This window comes from Duganella sp. AC237 (assembly GCF_979254035.1).
Genome location: NZ_CEEDEW010000003.1, coordinates 3,325,476 through 3,342,193, shown reverse-complemented (window position 1 = coordinate 3,342,193; position 16,718 = coordinate 3,325,476). Strand labels below are relative to the sequence as shown.

Genomic DNA, 16,718 nt, shown 5'->3' with positions numbered 1-16,718 from the left:
CAAAACGCCAAGTGAAGCGCCTATTGTAGTGTGTGGGCGGCACGGGTGGAAGCGTCGTTCCTGCGGTGCAGGACAAATTTTGATGCTAAGATAACAGCATGAATAGACTCTACTCCGTGGCCGAAATCCGCGCCATCGAACACGCCGCGGCAGCGGTACTCCCCGACGGCGCGCTGATGCAGCGCGCCGGCCAGTCCGGCGCCAACGCGGCGCTCGACATGCTGCCGTTCTCCACCAACCATGCCAGGGTGCTGGTGCTTGCCGGTCCCGGCAATAACGGCGGCGACGCGCTGGAGGCGGCCGCGCACCTGGCCCACGCCGGCGCCAACGTCACCGTGCTGCACTACCCGCCCACCGGCGAACCTTCGGTCGAGCGCCAGGCCGCGCTGCAACGGGCGCGCGTGAGCGACGTGCGCTTTGCCGATGTCACCGATACCGATGGTTCCGCCGAGGCGGCGGAAACGGCCGGCGGCGCCGAGGCGCTGGTGGCCGGCACCGACTGGAACCTGGTGGTCGACGGCTTGTTCGGCATCGGCCTGAAACGGCCGCTGAGCGGCGCGATGCGGGCGCTGGTGGACGCGGTCAACCTGCTCAAGTGCCAGGTGCTGGCGCTGGACGTGCCCAGCGGCCTGGACGCCGACACCGGCGCCATCGTCGGGCCGGACGGCGTGGCCGTGCGCGCCACGCACACGATCACCTTCATCGCCGACAAGCCGGGCCTGCACACCGCCGAGGGCCGCGATTATGCCGGCCTGGTGGATGTCTCGCGGCTGGAAATCGATGCCGCCCTGTTCCCGCCGGCCAGCATGCATGTGAACGACGTCAAGCTGTTCGCGCGCCACCTGCGCCCGCGCCAGCACAATTCGCACAAAGGCAGCTACGGCAACGTGGCGGTGATCGGCGGCGCGCGCGGCATGGCCGGCGCGCCGTTGCTGGCCGCGCGCGCGGCGCTGCACAGTGGCGCCGGCCGGGTGTACGCCTTGTTTGTCGGCGAGCCGCTGCCCTGCGACGCCGGCCAGCCGGAGTTGATGTGCCGTGGCGCGGAAGATTTCGATCTGGAGACAGCCACCCTGGTGATCGGGCCCGGGCTGGGGGCGTCGTCGGCGGCGGCCGATTTGCTGGCGCGCGCCATCGCCTGCGACGGCGCCTTGCTGGCCGATGCCGACGCGCTCAATCTGATCGCGGCCACGCCACCGTTGCGCGCGGCGCTGGGCCAGCGCAAGCACCCGGCCGTGCTGACGCCGCATCCGCTGGAGGCGGCGCGGTTGCTGGAGTGTTCCGTTGGAGAGGTGCAGGCCGACCGGGTGCTGGCGGCGCGCAAGCTGGCGGCGGCGTTGAACGCGGTGGTGGTGTTGAAAGGCTCGGGGACGGTGATCGCGGCGCCCACCGGCGCGGTGGTCATCAATACGACCGGCAATCCGGCGCTGGCGACAGCCGGAACCGGCGATGTGTTGGCCGGTTTATGCGGTAGTTTGATGGCGCAGGGCTGGCCGCAGTGGGAGGCGGCGCTGGGCGCGGCCTGGCTGCACGGCATGGCGGCCGATGTGCTGGTGGCCGACGGCGCCGGGCCGATCGGCCTCACCGCCGGCGAATTGATACCGGCGATCCGCGTGGCGTTGAACCGGATGGTGCAGCACCACGGCAGGTAACCCCGTCACACCAAGCGCCCGGCGGCGATGGTGATGGTGCGGCCGCAACGCGCGGCCATCGACTGGTCGTGGGTGACCAACACCAAGGTCGAACCATGCTGGCGGTTCAATTCGAACATCAACTTGATGACCGACTCGCCGGTGGCCGCGTCCAGGCTGCCGGTCGGCTCGTCGGCGAACAACAGCGGCGGCTCGGTGACGAACGCGCGCGCCAGCGCCACCCGCTGCTGCTCGCCGCCGGACAGGTACTTGGGATAGTGCTTCAAGCGGCTGCCAAGGCCAACCCGGTCCAGCATCGCCTCGGCCTTTTCGCGCGCATGCGTGGCGCCGCTCAATTCCAATGGCAACATGACATTTTCGACCGCCGTCAAATGCGCCAGCAACTGGAACGACTGGAACACGAAGCCCAGCTTTTCCTTGCGCAGCGCGGCGCGGCCGTCCTCGTCGAGCGCGTAGATGTCCACGCCGTCGAGCACCACCTTGCCGGAACTCGGGGTATCCAGGCCGGCCAGCAAACCGAGCAAAGTGGACTTGCCCGATCCGGAAGCGCCTACAATGGCAAGCGTCTCGGCTTTTTGCACGGTAAAATCCACCTCGTGCAAAATCGTCAGTTCGCCACTGGCATCGGCGACCCGCTTGGCCAGGCCGCTGACGGCGATGGCGGGACTAGCGAGCAGCGAGGCCGGCTGCGCGGCGGGCGCCGTGCCCGCCGTGTTATAACCACCGCCGCCGGGACCATCCGGCACGAAATTGGAAGACGCTTTAGGGAAATCGGGCATGCGAAATGTATTGAGTAAGTTGGTAACAGATTTATCGAAGAAACTAAGTGTACACGCACTGGCCGCCCTGCTCATGTTGTCGGCAGCGGCGAGCGCCTATTCTGCACCAAAAACCGTGCTTGTGCTCGGGGACAGCCTGTCGGCCGAATACGGCCTGGCGCGCGGCGCAGGCTGGGTGGCGCTGGCCGAGAAAAAGCTCAAGGACGAGAACATCGACGCCGTGCTGGTCAACGCCAGCGTCAGCGGCGAGACCACCAGCGGCGGCCGCACCCGCCTGCCGGCCCTGCTGGCCAAGTACAAACCGGCGCTGGTCGTCATCGAACTGGGCGCCAACGACGGGCTGCGCGGGCTGCCGGTCAAGGCCGCCGAAGCCAACCTGCGCGCCATGAACGAGGCCGCCACCAAGGCCGGCGCCAAGGTCATGCTGGTCGGCATGCGCATCCCGCCCAACTACGGACGCGACTATTCAGAGCAATTCTTCGCCATGTATGGCAAGTTGAGCAAGGAATTCAAGGCGCCGCTGGTGCCCTTCATGCTCGAAGGCGTCGCCGACAAGACCCAGCTGTTCCAGCCCGACCGGCTGCACCCGCTGGCCCAGGCCCACCCGATCATCCTGGCCAATATCTGGCCGGTGCTGCAAAAAACCATCAAGGCAAAATGAAGTATCCGGAAATTCTCGGCATCGACGAGGTGCTGCATCAATTGAGCAGTTTCGACGCCATCATCGACGCGCGCAGCCCGTCCGAATACGCGCTCGACCACCTGCCCGGCGCCATCAACGCGCCGGTGCTCGACGACGAGCAACGCATCCGCGTCGGCACCATGTACAAGCAAATCAACTCCTTCGAGGCCAAGAAAGTCGGCGCGGCGCTGGTGGCGGCCAATATCGCCAACCACCTCGAGCGGCTATGGCTCGACAAGCCGCGCGAATGGCGGCCGCTGGTCTATTGCTGGCGCGGCGGCAACCGCAGCGGCTCGATGGCGCACATCCTGGCCAAGGTCGGCTGGCCGGTGGTGCAGCTCGACGGCGGCTACAAGGCCTTCCGCGCGCACGTCAACGCCGCGCTGGAAGTGGCGCCGCCGCTGCGCTTCAAGGTCGTGTGCGGGACCACGGGCAGCGGCAAGAGCCGTTTGCTGGAGGTGTTGCACGCGCATGGCGCGCAAGTGCTGGACCTGGAACAGCTGGCCGCGCACCGGGGCTCGGTGCTGGGCAACCTGCCCAGCCAGCCGCAGCCGAGCCAGAAGGCCTTCGAGACCGCCATCTGGGATACCGTGCGCCGCTTCGACCCGGCGCTGCCCGTGTTTGTGGAATCGGAGAGCAAGAAGGTCGGCAACCTGCGCGTGCCGACGGCGCTGATGGAGACGATGCGGGCGTCGGACTGCATCTCGCTGACGTTGTCGCGCGCCAATCGCGTACGCTTGCTGATGGAGGATTACCAGCATTTCCTGGTCAGTCCGGCGTCGCTGAACGAGCAGCTGGAACATCTGACGGCGCTGCACGGGCGCGAGACGATCAACCGCTGGCAATCCATGTCCGATGGCGGAAAAATGGCGCCGCTGGTCGAGGAATTGCTGGAGCGGCACTACGACCCGGCATATTTGCGCTCGATCGACCGCAACTTCGTCAAATTCGGCGAGGCCACAGTGCTTGAGCTTGACGATATCGACACAACCGCCTTCGACAAGGCGGCGGCGAATTTGATCGCCACGACGCAGTAACCGCCACGCCACACCAAAACAGTGCATCCCCCAACGCCGCTTGTAACAACTTTGTTACAAAGCGGCGCATGCGGATTTCTGCACAAAAAATCCTCCTCCCGGGCGGCCGCCCCGCCAATCCGCTAAAGTGCTTACGCAGCTTTCAGTTTGCTATCTTGGCACACATCTTGCGATAAGGTAATTGTCCCTTACGCCAGTTTCATGCCGGCGCCCCACAACCACGAACCCAAAAGAAAACCCCGCGACGGGGTCTGGGGACACTTGCGCCTAAATTTTTAAACCTGAAGGAGCGGCACCAATGAAGCATCCGATGCACACGAAAAAACGCCTGTTGACCCAGGCCGTACTGCTGGCACTGACCGCCGGCGCGACCGCGAACGTCATGGCCGCCGACGCCGACGCCGACGTTATCGCTGCCGCCGAGGCTGCAGAAGCCGCAGCGCCAGCCCCCGCCGCCGCCGGCGACAACATCTCCGCCGTCATCGTCACCGGCACCCGCCGGGGCGGCCTGAAGGCCGTCGACAGCGCATCGCCGATCCAGGTGCTCGATTCCGGCTCGCTGGAACGCACCGGCCAGCCCGACCTGATCCAGGCGCTGGCGCAGAACCTGCCCTCCTTCACCGCCCAGGCCTTCGGCGGCGACACCGCCAACATGACCCTGTCGGCCCGCCTGCGCGGCCTGAGCCCGAACAACACGCTGGTGCTGGTCAACGGCAAGCGCCGCCACACCACCGCCAACCTGGCCGTGCTGGCCGGCCCGTTCCAGGGCGGCGCCGCCACCGATCTGAACTTCATCCCGGTGGCCGCTATCGACCACATCGAGGTGCTGCAGGACGGCGCCGCCGCCCAGTACGGCACCGACGCGATCGCCGGCGTGATCAACATCATCCTCAAAAAGGACAGCTCGGGCGGCTCGCTGACGGGCACCGCCGGCCGCTACTTCGACGAGGGCGGCAAGACCGGCGACGCCAGCTTCAACATCGGCTTCGAGCCGAGCGCCAACAGCTACCTGAACCTGACCGGCGAAACCAAGTACCACGGCCACAGCATGCGCTCGGACATCGATCCGCGCGTGACCAACGCGGCCAACCTGGCGTCGATGCCGACCTTGACCCAGGCCGACGGCTACCCGTACGCCAACAAGATTTCCGGCGACGCCGCCTACCATCTCAACCTGCTGTCGCTGAACGGCGGCGTCGACCTGGGCGGCACCGAGCTCTACACCATCGCCACCTACGGCAAGAAGGAAGCCGACTCGTTCCAGAACTACCGCGTGCCGAACCGCATTCCGCGCATGTACCCGAACGGCTTCAATCCCAAACAGACGCTGGACGAGACCGACTACGGCTTCACCGGCGGCGCCAAGGGCGAGCTGGCCGGCTGGAACTGGGACCTGAGCAGCACCTACGGCAAGGACGAGGCCAAGATCGGCGTCAAAAACTCCGGCAACATCTCGCTGTTCAACGACACCGGCGCCTCGCCGACCTTGTTCCATGCGGGCACGTTCACCGCCACCCAGTGGACCACCTCGCTGGAGGTCAACCGCGAATTCGCCGTCGGCTGGGCCTCTCCGCTGTCGGTGGCCGGCGGCGTCGAGTACCGCCGCGACGGTTACGAGATCGGCGCCGGCGACGCCGCCTCGCGCTACAAGGAAGGCTCGCAATCGTATCCCGGCTTCTCGCTGACCGACGCGGGCAAGCATGACCGCAACAACAAATCGGTCTACATCGACGTTGCCGGTTCGCCGGTCGCCAACCTGAAGATCGACGTCGCCGCCCGCTTCGAGGACTACAGCGACTTCGGCAGCGCGCGCGTGGGCAAGTTCACGGCCCGCTACGACTTCACGCCGGCGTTCGCGCTGCGCGGCACGGTCAGCAACGGCTTCCGCGCGCCGACCATGGCCGAGCAGTACTACTCGGCCACCAACGTCTCGCCGACGCAGGCCTCGGTGCAGCTCGCGCCGAACTCGCCGGCCGCCGCGCTGGTGGGCATCAATGGCTTAAAACCAGAAAAGTCGCAGAACTACAGCCTGGGCATGGTGTTCCATCCGGTGCCCAAAGCCACCGTGACGGTGGACGCCTACAGCATCAGCATCCACGACCGCATCGTCGGCAGCGGCACCTTGTTCGGCTCGGGCAACACGGTCAATTCGCCGGCCGTGGTGGCCGCCATCCGCGCCAACGGCAACATCCTCGACCCGACCGTCACGCGCACCGGCATCAGCGTGTTCTCGAACGCGGCCAACACCCGCAACAAGGGCATCGAGGCGGTGCTGTCGTACGGCAGCAATTTCGGCGACCTGGGCCGGGTGGACTGGTCGGCGGCGGCCAACTACAACAAGGTCACGGTGACCAAGGTCAACCAGGCGCCGTCGCAGTTGCTGCCGCAGCGTTTGCTCGACCAGTCGGCCATCGCGTCCCTGGAGAACTCGTCGCCGAAGGTGCGCATCAACCTGGGCGGGCTGTGGAAGAAGGGAGACTGGACCGTCAATCTGCGGGAATCGATTTACGGGCCGTCGTCGGGCTATAGCTCGCTCAACAACGTCACCTACTTCGAGACCAAGATCGACACCTTGTTCACGACGGACCTGGAGGTATCGTACCGGGTAACGAAAGCGGTGACGGTGTCGGCCGGCGCCAACAACCTGTTCAACAAGTATCCGGACAAGGTCAACCAGGCGTATGTGGCGGCGGCGCGCGCGGCGCTGAACACGGCGGCGGTAACGCAGTATCCATCGTTCTCGCCGATCGGCATCAATGGTGGCTACTACTACGCGCGGGTCGGTTACACCTTCTGATCTGGCACTCCGGGGTCAGGTCCACCATTTCTACACGGGCTGGGCCGTCTGCGGCATGGGCTACCGGCGGAGCTAGGCGGATTACGCTTCGCTAATCCGCCCTACGTGTCACCTCGTTAATTCATGCTTTGGCTAATGAAAAAGCCCCGAACGTTTTTGGCGTTCGGGGCTTTTTTTGTCTTGCTAGCTCAGGCTTATTTCACTTCGGTGACCACCGCAGTCTGGATCGGCTTGAGGATCTTGACCTTGGCGCGCTGCTTGAGCAACTGGATGTATTCGTACATCTCTTGCTGCGCGACGATGCTGTTGATCTGCTCGGCTTCCGATTTGCGGCGCTCGGCGTCCTGCTCGGCAGGCTGCTGCACCTTGCCGATGCGGTAGATGCCGTAGCCCATGCCCGGCACGTCCACGCCGACGTAGGCCGGCAGCTTGCTGGTGTCGGCTTTCATGACTTCCTGCATGGCCAGGCCGTTGATGCCTTCGGCCTTGGCGCGCGAGACCAGCTTGGCCGCGCCGAAGCCGGCGGCGTCGCCCGATTTCTTGAAGGCCGCCAGTTTGTCGGCACCGGCCTTGGTGGCCAGCTTGCCGGCTTCTTCCATCGTCACGCGCTGACGGATTGCGGCATCGACTTCGGCCAACGGACGCTTCGACGCAGGCTTGAATTCGACAATGCGACCGGCGATCAAGGTGCTCGGCGCGGCTTCCACCGCTTCGGTGTTGCGCTTGCTGCTGATCGAGTCGTTCGAGAACAGCGCGGCCAGGAACTTGGCGTTGTTGTACGGCGCCGGGCCGGCCATCGGCGATGGATTGCGCGAGACGTTGGCGGCGCTTTCGATTTTCAGGCCCAGCTTGTCGGCGACCGGTTTCAGGCTGTCGGACTGCTCGTAGACGGTGTTGGTGAACGCCTCAGCCATTTCCGAATACTTCTTGGCGGCTTTCTGCTTTTTCAGCGCCTCGGCCACCTCGGTCTTGACCGCGTCGAGCGGCTTGACGACGGCCGGGGTCAGCGCGCTGACGGTCAGCACGTGGAAGCCGAACTCCGATTGCACCGCGTCGCTGATCTCGCCCTGCTTGAGCTTCATGACGGCAGCTTCGACCGGCGCCGGCAGCACGCCCTTGGTGACGATGTCCAGATCGCCGCCCTGCTCGGCCGAGACCGGATCTTCCGACTTGGCCTTGGCGACCTTGGCGAAGTCGGCCGGGTTCTTGCGCAATTCGGCGACGATGGCGTCGGCCTTGGCCTTGGCGGCGGCGGTCTCGGCGGCGCTGGCGCCCTTCTTCAGGCCGATCAACACGTGCGCGGCGCGGCGCGTTTCCGGCGTCGTGAAAGCGGCCTGGTTGGCGTTGTAGTAGGTGGCGACTTCGGTGTCGGTGACGGCGATCTGGCTCATCACGGCGTCGCTGTTGAGGACCACGTATTCGATCTTGGCCTGTTCAGGCACTTCGAAGAACTTGCCGTTCTTGTCGTAGTAGGCCTTGACCATCGCGTCGGTGACTTTGACCTGCGGCACGAAATCGGCGACCGGCAGCAGCAGTTCCTGCACTTCGCGTTCCTGCGCGCCAATGTCGGACAACGTCTTGGCGACGGTGCGCGGGGCGAAACCGGTGCTTTGCACCGAGCCGGCCAGCTGCTGCAGGGCCAGGTCGCGGCGCATGCGGGCGTCGTTCATGGCCGGGGTCAGGCCCTGGGATGCCAGGATCTGCTTGTAGCGCTCCATGTCGAAGGTGCCCGGACCGCCGAACAGCTCGGTGATGGCCTTTTGCAGCTGGACGTCGCTGACGCTCAGGTTCGCGCGCGTCACTTCGGCGGCGATCGCGCGTTCGGCGATCAGCTGGTCGAGCAGGTTTTGCTTGAATTCAGGCGTGTCGAACATCTTCTGGTCGAACTGCTCGCCCATGCGCTGGCGATAGCTGTCGAGCTGGTTGCGCAGCGCGTTGTCGAACTCTTGCTGGCTCACCGGTTGACCGGCGACTTTGGCGATCGTGGTGGCGTCATCGCCGAAGCCTTTGTAGCCCTCGAGACCGACTAACGCGAACGAAGGTACGATGATGATCGCCAGGAGAATCTGCATCAAGCGTTGATGGGTACGAATAAATTCAAACATGGTCAGCCAATTCGGATTGAGTGGAACTTGCACATACAAAAAAGGCGAACTCGCGTTCGCCAATTCCGGTTGGCGGATTTTACAGTGAGGCACCCTCTATAGCAAGGGTAAATCATGACAGAACGGCACCTCCCGGGCGAGCCGCAACAGCGCCACCGCTCGCCCCGCTCCGGGCCGGAGCGGGGACGTGAACATATTCACCACAAAGTTAATATATGCGCACGATGCGGCTAATATAAAGCCGGCGTTGCGATATTCAAGTTGGGGTGGCCGAATAAACCCGGCGCACAAAAGAAAAACCCCGCAGCTCATTATAAGCTGCGGGGTATCTTGTTCTTGGCGGAGCGGACGGGACTCGAACCCGCGACCCCCGGCGTGACAGGCCGGTATTCTAACCAACTGAACTACCGCTCCTTTGGGTCTTGCGTATTACTCAAACTCATTAGCATTTTGTTGGCGGAGCGGACGGGACTCGAACCCGCGACCCCCGGCGTGACAGGCCGGTATTCTAACCAACTGAACTACCGCTCCAACAAAACACTGGGTACAACACTTTACTGCTACTGCCGCAAAACTGGTGGGCGGTGAGAGGCTCGAACTCCCGACCTAAGCCTTGTAAGGGCTCCGCTCTACCAACTGAGCTAACCGCCCGTTTTGCCGCTTTTTCATCTAGTGAGCCACGCATTTACATGAGCCGCTCACCGAAGTCCGTTAGTTTACAGCATCTTTCAAAGCTTTGCCAGCTTTAAATTTAGGAACTTTTGCTGCTTCGATGGTGATCTCTTCCTTGGTGCGCGGATTGCGGCCGGTACGGGCAGCGCGTTCGCTCACGGAGAAGGTACCAAAGCCGACCAGGGTCACGCTGTCGTTGTTTTGCAGGGTCGTGGTCACGCCGTCGATCACCGCGTCCAGCGCGCGCGCAGCGGCAGCTTTCGAGATGTCAGCGGAAGTGGCAATATGGTCGATCAATTCAGTCTTATTCAAAGCAATTCCCCGTCACAAAGGTTATATCGTTTAGCCGCTAAACTCCGGTATTTAAAACCGCAGCGCCGGCCGAGAAAAATCTCAGGCCGTATTAAACAAGCCAGCCCCGTGTCGTGTCAAGCGCTGCACTGTAGAAAAGTGGGCCAAAATAAAAAACAGGCGCTATAAAAGCGCCTGTTTTTGCAATACCAGATACTAATGCTGAACAAAAGTTAGTGTTTTACCACTTCTGTTTGGCCGTCGGCTTTGGCGGCCGCAGCGGCCACCGCTTCCACCGGCGCGGTTTCCGTCAACGGATCCGGCAGGCGTTCCAGCGCGATTTCCAGCACTTTGTCGATCCAACGCACCGGCACGATTTCCAGTTTGTTTTTGACATTGTCCGGGATGTCGGCCAGGTCCTTGACGTTCTGCTCCGGGATCAGCACGGTCTTGATGCCACCGCGCTGGGCCGCCAGCAGCTTCTCTTTGAGGCCGCCGATCGGCAACACTTCGCCGCGCAGCGTAATCTCGCCCGTCATGGCCACGTCGGCGCGCACCGGAATGCCCGTGAATACCGACACCATCGCCACCGTCATCGCCGCGCCGGCCGAAGGACCGTCCTTCGGCGTCGCGCCTTCCGGCACGTGGATGTGGATGTCGCTCTTCTCGAACACTTCGTTCTTGATGCCGAGGCGGTTGGCACGGCTGCGCACCACGGTGCGGGCCGCTTCGATCGACTCTTTCATCACGTCGCCCAACGTACCCGTGCGGATCACGCCGCCCTTGCCCGGCATCTGCACCGCCTCGATGGTCAGCAGATCGCCGCCCACTTCGGTCCATGCCAGACCGACGACCTGACCGATCTGATTCTCTTTCTCCGCGACGCCGAAGTCGTAGCGGCGCACGCCCAGGAACTTGTCCAGGTTTTTCGGCGTGACGGCGACTTTCTTCTCCGACTTCTTCAGCAGCAGCATCTTGACGACCTTGCGGCAGATCTTCGACACTTCGCGTTCCAGCGAACGTACGCCGGCTTCGCGGGTGTAATAGCGAATGATGTCGCGCAAGGCGGCTTCGCTGACGGCGATCTCGTCTTCCTTCAGACCGTTGTTCTTGATCTGCTTAGGCAACAGGTAGCGCTGGGCGATGCTGGTCTTCTCGTCTTCCGTGTAACCGGACAGGCGGATGACTTCCATGCGGTCCAGCAGCGCCGGCGGGATGTTGTACGAGTTCGACGTCGCCACGAACATCACGTCGGACAGATCGAAGTCGACTTCGATGTAGTGGTCCGAGAACGTGTGGTTCTGTTCAGGGTCCAGCACCTCGAGCAGGGCCGACGACGGATCGCCGCGGAAGTCCGCGCCCATCTTGTCGATCTCGTCCAGCAGGAACAGCGGATTGCGCACGCCGACTTTCGCCAGCGACTGCAGCACCTTGCCCGGCATCGAGCCGATGTAGGTACGGCGGTGGCCGCGGATCTCGGCCTCGTCGCGCACGCCGCCGAGCGCCATGCGCACGAACTTGCGGTTCGTGGCGCGGGCGATCGACTGGCCCAGCGAGGTTTTACCCACACCAGGAGGACCGACGAAGCACAGGATCGGCGCTTTCAGTTTGTCGACGCGCTGTTGCACTGCAAGATATTCCAGGATGCGTTCTTTAACCTTATCCAGGCCGTAGTGATCGCCCTCGAGCACTTTTTCAGCGTTGGTCAGGTCGTTGTTGACCTTGGATTTTTTCTTCCAAGGCAGGCTGACCAGGGTGTCGATGTAGTTGCGCACGACAGTGGCTTCGGCCGACATCGGCGACATCAGTTTGAGTTTTTTGAGTTCGGCGGTGGCCTTGTCCAATGCCTCTTTCGGCATCTTGGCCAGCGCGACCTTTTTCTCCAGCTCGTCCAGGTCGGCGCCGTCCTCGCCCTCGCCCAGTTCCTTCTGGATGGCCTTGACTTGCTCGTTCAGGTAGTACTCGCGCTGCGATTTTTCCATCTGGCGCTTGACGCGGCCACGGATGCGCTTCTCGACCTGCAGAATGTCGAGTTCGCCTTCCAGTTGGCCCAGCAGATGTTCCAGACGCTTGGCGACGCTGAAGATTTCCAGGATCACCTGTTTCTGCTCGAGCTTCAGCGGCAGGTGCGCGGCGACGGTGTCGGCCAGGCGGCCGGCGTCGTCGATGCCCGACAGCGAAGCGAGGATTTCAGGCGGGATCTTTTTGTTCAGTTTGACGTACTGGTCGAACTGCTGAACGATGGCGCGGCGCATCGCTTCGATTTCCGAATCGTCGCCCAGCTCGGAATCGAGCGGCGTCAGGTCGGCAACGAAGTGCGTCGGCGCGTCGGTGATGCGGTTGATGCGCGCGCGCTGCGAGCCCTCGACCAGCACCTTCACGGTACCGTCGGGCAGCTTCAGCATTTGCAGAATATTGGCCACGCAGCCGATCTCATAGATATCGGACGCAGAAGGTTCGTCCTTGGCCGCAGCTTTTTGCGCGGCAAGCATGATGCTCTTGCCCTGCTCCATTGCGGCTTCCAGCGCCTTGATCGATTTCGGGCGACCTACGAACAGCGGTATCACCATATGCGGGAAAACTACAACGTCCCGCAGGGGCAATAACGGCAGTTGAGTTTGCTCTGTTAATTTGGAAGTTGTCATGGCGTACCTTATGTGAAAGCGTGATTATGATGTGGGCGCTGATATGCCGAATCACAAGACCGGACGACAGAAATAATTCTCTTAAAAAGAGTCTTTTCAATGTAGCCAGCCCATTCTAAAAGAACCATCCAATAAAAAAGCCACGCGCGACAGCGGCTGTCACGTGTGGCTTTTCGAATGAAGCCTGCTCTTTTATTGATTTAAATTGTACCGCCTTGCCCCACGGATGCGAAATGAATTTTGCGTCGGCGTGCGGCAAGTGTGCACAAGTTATTTAATTCTCACCAGAGGCTTTGGCCTGGTCCTGGTAAATCAATAAAGGTTTCGCGCCACTGGTGATCGTATTCTCATCGATCACCACTTTGGTGACATTGGTTTCATTTGGCAGCTCGTACATCGTGTCCAGCAAAGCGTGTTCCAGGATCGAACGCAGGCCGCGCGCGCCGGTCTTGCGCGCCAGCGCTTTCTTGGCGATGGCGTGCAGCGCGGCCGGACGAATCTCCAGCTCGGCGCCTTCCATGTCCAGCAGCTTCGAGTACTGTTTGACCAGCGCGTTCTTCGGCTCGATCAGGATCTGGATCAGCGCCTCTTCGGTCAGTTCCGACAGGGTGGCGACGACCGGCAGGCGGCCGACCAATTCCGGAATCAGGCCGAACTTGATCAGGTCTTCCGGTTCCGCTTCCAACAGCACTTCGCTGGCGTTGCGTTCCTTCTTGCTCTTGACGCTGGCCGAGAAGCCGATGCCGGACTTTTCCGAACGGTTGGCGATGACCTTGGCCAGGCCGTCGAACGCGCCGCCGCAGATGAACATGATGTTGGTGGTGTCGATCTGCACGAAGTCCTGGTTAGGATGCTTGCGCCCGCCTTGTGGCGGCACCGACGCCATCGTGCCCTCGATCAGCTTCAACAGCGCCTGCTGCACGCCCTCGCCCGACACGTCGCGCGTGATGGACGGGTTGTCGGACTTGCGCGAGATCTTGTCGATCTCATCGATATAGACGATGCCGCGTTGCGCTTTCTCAACGTCATAGTTGCAGCTCTGCAACAGTTTCTGGATGATATTCTCAACATCTTCGCCCACATAGCCCGCTTCGGTCAACGTGGTGGCGTCGGCGATGACGAACGGCACGTTCAGCATGCGCGCCAGGGTCTGCGCCAGCAGGGTCTTGCCCGAGCCGGTCGGACCGACCAGCAAGATGTTGCTCTTGGCCAGTTCGATGTCGTCTTTCTTGCCCAGGTGCTTCAGACGCTTGTAGTGGTTGTACACGGCCACCGACAGGATGCGCTTGGCGGTTTGCTGGCCGATGACGTACTGGTCCAGCAAGTCCTTGATTTCATGCGGGGTCGGCAGGTCCGACTTGGCACCGGCGACGGATTCGATCGCGGAGGTCTCGTCGCGGATGATGTCATTGCACAGGTCAATACACTCGTCGCAGATGAAGACCGACGGGCCGGCGATGAGTTTCTTTACCTCGTGCTGGCTCTTGCCGCAAAACGAGCAGTACAGTAATTTTTCGCCGCTGGAGGATTTTTTGTCTGACATGGGGCAGTTTTCTTTGAGTTACAGAATGGCTTTGCTGTTGCAGCGTGCGTGGCGTTCCGGAAAAGTCCGCCTACCACGACATGCTACCCGAAATAAAAACGAAACGCCCGAACGATTGATCGCCCGGGCGTTACTCAGCTATGCTGCGCAGCAATGCTGCAATGAAAGCATCAAGCCCGGTTGGACAACATTTTGTCGATCAATCCGTACTCTACAGCCTCTTCCGCGGACATGAAACGGTCACGATCGGTGTCTTTGGCGATCTGCTCGACGGTTTGGCCGGTGCGTTCGGCCATGATGGCGTTCAAGCGATGGCGCAGATACAAGATTTCCTTGGCCTGGATCTCGATGTCCGACGCCATGCCTTGCGAGCCGCCCGACGGCTGGTGAATCATGATGCGCGAGTTCGGCAGCGAGAAGCGCTTGCCCTTGGCGCCGGCGGCCAGCAGGAAGGCGCCCATCGAGGCGGCCATGCCGGTGCACAGTGTCGACACGTCAGGCTTGATGAACTGCATCGTATCGAAGATCGCCAGACCGGCCGAGACCGAACCACCGGGAGAATTGATGTACAGCGAGATATCCTTGTCCGGATTTTCGCTTTCCAGGAACAACAGCTGGGCGACCACCAGGTTCGCCATCTGGTCGTTGACGGGACCGACCATGAAGATGATGCGTTCCTTGAGCAGGCGCGAGTAAATATCGTACGAACGCTCGCCGCGACCGCTTTGTTCGACCACCATCGGCACCAGGCCGAGCATTTCAGTGTCCAGCGCCGGATTACGGTTAAAACCAGTCATTCTATTTCCTTGTGAAGCAGCTAGGCCGGAGTGACAATACTACTACAAATCGTTACAGCAAACTTGTCAGCACCATTAACACTTCGGCCGTGCTGAATTACGCTTGAGCGTTGCTTCCCATCAGTTCGTCAAAGGCCACAACCTTGGACGAAGTCTTCGACAGGCCCAGGACGTAGTTGACGACGTTTTCTTCCAATACAAGAGCTTCCACCTCGGCCAGACGGCGACGGTCGCTGTAGTAGTACTTCAGCACTTCGCGCGGGTCTTCGTAGCTCTGGGCGAAGTCTTCGACTTGCGCTTTGACCTGCTCAGGCTGGGCTTGCAGCTTGTTCTCGCCGACCAGTTGCGACAGGATCAGGCCCAGGCGTACGCGACGCTCGGCTTTTTCCGCGAACAGTTCTTGCGGGAATGGAACGTCCTTGACGTTCATGCCGCGCTGTTCCATGTCCTGGCGGGTCATTTCGGCCAGGCGCTCGCTGTCTTGGGCGATCAGCGACTGCGGCACGTCCAGGGTGGCGGTTTTCACCAGCGCATCCATGACGGCTTCCTTGTTGCGGGCTTTGACACGGCCGGCGACTTCGCGTTCCAGGTTCACTTTGATATCTTCGCGCATTTTGGCGACGTCGCCATCGGCCACGCCCAGCGACTTGGCGAATTCGGCATCGACTTCCGGCAGGTGCGCCCATTCCAGCTTTTTCAGGGTGATGGTGAACGACGCGGTTTTGCCGGCGACGTCTTTACCATGGTAGTCCTCTGGGAAAGCCAGTGGGAAGGTCTTGGCTTCGCCAACCTTCAGGCCGACGGTCGCGGCTTCGAATTCCGGCAGCATGCGGCCTTCGCCCAGCACGAACGGATAGTCTTCAGCTTTGCCGCCTGGGAACTCAACGCCGTCGATCGAGCCGACGAAGTCGACGGTCACGCGGTCGCCGTTGGCTGCGACCGGGTCGCCGCCGTCGCCGTGTTCGCCGGCTTCGCCCTTGGTGTGGAAGTGCACGCGCTGTTTGCGCAGGATTTCAATGGTCTTGTCGATCTCGGCTTCGGAGACGTCGGCCTTGACGGTTTCGATTTCCACCGTGGTCAGGTCGCCAACGACGACTTCCGGGTAGACTTCGAACGTCGCGTCGAAGGTCAGCACGCCTTCTGGCGAGTCTTCCTTAGGCTGGATGTTCGGGTAGCCAGCTACGCGCAGCTGGGCTTCGTTTGCGGCGTCGTTGAAAGCGCGGCCAACTTTGTCGTTCAACACTTCGGTCTCGATCTGATAACCGTACTGTGCTGCGACCATTTTCAGAGGAACTTTACCCGGACGGAAGCCTGGTGCCTTAGCCGTTTTGGCTTGCACTTTCAGGCGCTTCTCAACTTCGCTGCGGACTTCGGTCAGCGGGAAGGAGATCGTGATACGACGTTCGAGTTTGCCCAAGGTTTCGACTGCAGTTGCCATGTAAAAATCGTCCAAAAAAATAGTGATACAGTTGGTGCGAGGAGGGGGACTCGAACCCCCACACCATTGCTGGCGTCAGGACCTAAACCTGGTGCGTCTACCAATTTCGCCATCCTCGCGGCATGTTTGCACAAAAGCAAAGGGCGACTCGTAAGTGAAAACGGTCGCCCCGGCCCCACTATTCTCCGTGGGAGCTTTCAACTTCAACGCGGTATTCTAACGGGTTTTTTAGCGAAATGTGGTGATTTTTAAACTAACCCCGGCATTCGGCTGTTTTTCGTCC

The 16,718-nt window shown here is 61.7% G+C and carries 11 protein-coding genes and 4 tRNA genes; 4 read left to right on the top strand and 11 right to left on the bottom strand.

The window, feature by feature from the left end; translation table 11 throughout:
• The first annotated feature begins 98 nt into the window (after positions 1-98).
• Positions 99-1,649 (top strand): NAD(P)H-hydrate dehydratase, encoded by a 1,551-nt coding sequence (locus tag AC0IYS_RS15050; RefSeq protein WP_471705898.1) that lies wholly within the window; start codon positions 99-101, stop codon positions 1,647-1,649.
• A gap of 5 nt (positions 1,650-1,654) precedes the next feature.
• Here AC0IYS_RS15050 and AC0IYS_RS15045 read toward each other — a convergent pair whose 3' ends face one another.
• On the bottom strand, positions 1,655-2,395 hold the full coding sequence (locus tag AC0IYS_RS15045; RefSeq protein ID WP_471708877.1) for an ABC transporter ATP-binding protein: 741 nt from the start codon (positions 2,393-2,395) through the stop codon (positions 1,655-1,657).
• Between the two features lie 31 nt (positions 2,396-2,426).
• On the opposite strand from AC0IYS_RS15045, the gene AC0IYS_RS15040 reads away from it, so the two are divergent.
• The 3 genes from AC0IYS_RS15040 to AC0IYS_RS15030 all read left to right on the top strand — a co-directional run bounded on the left by AC0IYS_RS15040 (position 2,427) and on the right by AC0IYS_RS15030 (position 6,944).
• Positions 2,427-3,089, top strand: coding sequence for an arylesterase (locus tag AC0IYS_RS15040; protein ID WP_471705897.1), 663 nt, complete (start codon positions 2,427-2,429; stop codon positions 3,087-3,089).
• A complete protein-coding gene (mnmH, locus tag AC0IYS_RS15035; RefSeq protein WP_471705896.1) occupies positions 3,086-4,147 on the top strand; it encodes a tRNA 2-selenouridine(34) synthase MnmH in 1,062 nt (353 codons plus the stop codon). Before AC0IYS_RS15040 ends, mnmH begins: the two co-directional genes overlap by 4 nt.
• Before the next feature lie 298 nt (positions 4,148-4,445).
• On the top strand, positions 4,446-6,944 hold the full coding sequence (locus AC0IYS_RS15030) for a TonB-dependent receptor plug domain-containing protein (protein WP_471705894.1): 2,499 nt from the start codon (positions 4,446-4,448) through the stop codon (positions 6,942-6,944).
• Between the two features lie 194 nt (positions 6,945-7,138).
• Here the strand turns inward: AC0IYS_RS15030 and AC0IYS_RS15025 are convergent, their stop codons facing one another.
• From AC0IYS_RS15025 to AC0IYS_RS14980, 10 genes are all read right to left on the bottom strand, one after another.
• Entirely contained in the window at positions 7,139-9,049 is a 1,911-nt protein-coding gene (locus AC0IYS_RS15025) for a SurA N-terminal domain-containing protein (protein WP_471705893.1), read from the bottom strand.
• Between the two features lie 337 nt (positions 9,050-9,386).
• A tRNA-Asp gene (locus AC0IYS_RS15020) sits at positions 9,387-9,463 on the bottom strand.
• A 40-nt stretch (positions 9,464-9,503) separates the two neighbouring features.
• Positions 9,504-9,580 (bottom strand) — tRNA-Asp (locus tag AC0IYS_RS15015).
• A 44-nt stretch (positions 9,581-9,624) separates the two neighbouring features.
• Positions 9,625-9,700 (bottom strand) — tRNA-Val (locus AC0IYS_RS15010).
• A 60-nt stretch (positions 9,701-9,760) separates the two neighbouring features.
• A complete protein-coding gene (locus tag AC0IYS_RS15005; RefSeq protein ID WP_090319067.1) occupies positions 9,761-10,033 on the bottom strand; it encodes an HU family DNA-binding protein in 273 nt (90 codons plus the stop codon).
• A 212-nt stretch (positions 10,034-10,245) separates the two neighbouring features.
• Positions 10,246-12,657, bottom strand: a complete 2,412-nt coding sequence (gene lon, locus AC0IYS_RS15000) for an endopeptidase La (RefSeq protein ID WP_471705892.1) — start codon at positions 12,655-12,657, stop codon at positions 10,246-10,248.
• 274 nt (positions 12,658-12,931) lie between these two features.
• Complete coding sequence (clpX, locus tag AC0IYS_RS14995; protein WP_315393403.1) at positions 12,932-14,200, bottom strand: ATP-dependent Clp protease ATP-binding subunit ClpX; 1,269 nt, start codon at positions 14,198-14,200, stop codon at positions 12,932-12,934.
• Between the two features lie 170 nt (positions 14,201-14,370).
• A complete protein-coding gene (clpP, locus tag AC0IYS_RS14990) occupies positions 14,371-14,997 on the bottom strand; it encodes an ATP-dependent Clp endopeptidase proteolytic subunit ClpP (protein WP_315219061.1) in 627 nt (208 codons plus the stop codon).
• 97 nt (positions 14,998-15,094) lie between these two features.
• A complete protein-coding gene (tig, locus tag AC0IYS_RS14985; RefSeq protein ID WP_471705891.1) occupies positions 15,095-16,435 on the bottom strand; it encodes a trigger factor in 1,341 nt (446 codons plus the stop codon).
• A 32-nt stretch (positions 16,436-16,467) separates the two neighbouring features.
• Positions 16,468-16,554: transfer RNA gene (locus AC0IYS_RS14980), tRNA-Leu, on the bottom strand.
• Between the last annotated feature and the right edge of the window lie 164 nt (positions 16,555-16,718).

Excerpts from the sequence above, each read along its gene's own strand:
- AC0IYS_RS15050 (WP_471705898.1), top strand. The coding sequence starts at position 99 with ATGAATAGACTCTACTCCGTGGCCGAAATCCGCGCCATCGAACACGCC.
- AC0IYS_RS15040 (WP_471705897.1), top strand. The coding sequence starts at position 2,427 with ATGCGAAATGTATTGAGTAAGTTGGTAACAGATTTATCGAAGAAACTA.
- mnmH (WP_471705896.1), top strand. The coding sequence starts at position 3,086 with ATGAAGTATCCGGAAATTCTCGGCATCGACGAGGTGCTGCATCAATTG.
- AC0IYS_RS15030 (WP_471705894.1), top strand. The coding sequence starts at position 4,446 with ATGAAGCATCCGATGCACACGAAAAAACGCCTGTTGACCCAGGCCGTA.
- AC0IYS_RS15025 (WP_471705893.1), bottom strand. The coding sequence starts at position 9,049 with ATGTTTGAATTTATTCGTACCCATCAACGCTTGATGCAGATTCTCCTG.
- lon (WP_471705892.1), bottom strand. The coding sequence starts at position 12,657 with ATGACAACTTCCAAATTAACAGAGCAAACTCAACTGCCGTTATTGCCC.
- clpX (WP_315393403.1), bottom strand. The coding sequence starts at position 14,200 with ATGTCAGACAAAAAATCCTCCAGCGGCGAAAAATTACTGTACTGCTCG.
- clpP (WP_315219061.1), bottom strand. The coding sequence starts at position 14,997 with ATGACTGGTTTTAACCGTAATCCGGCGCTGGACACTGAAATGCTCGGC.
- tig (WP_471705891.1), bottom strand. The coding sequence starts at position 16,435 with ATGGCAACTGCAGTCGAAACCTTGGGCAAACTCGAACGTCGTATCACG.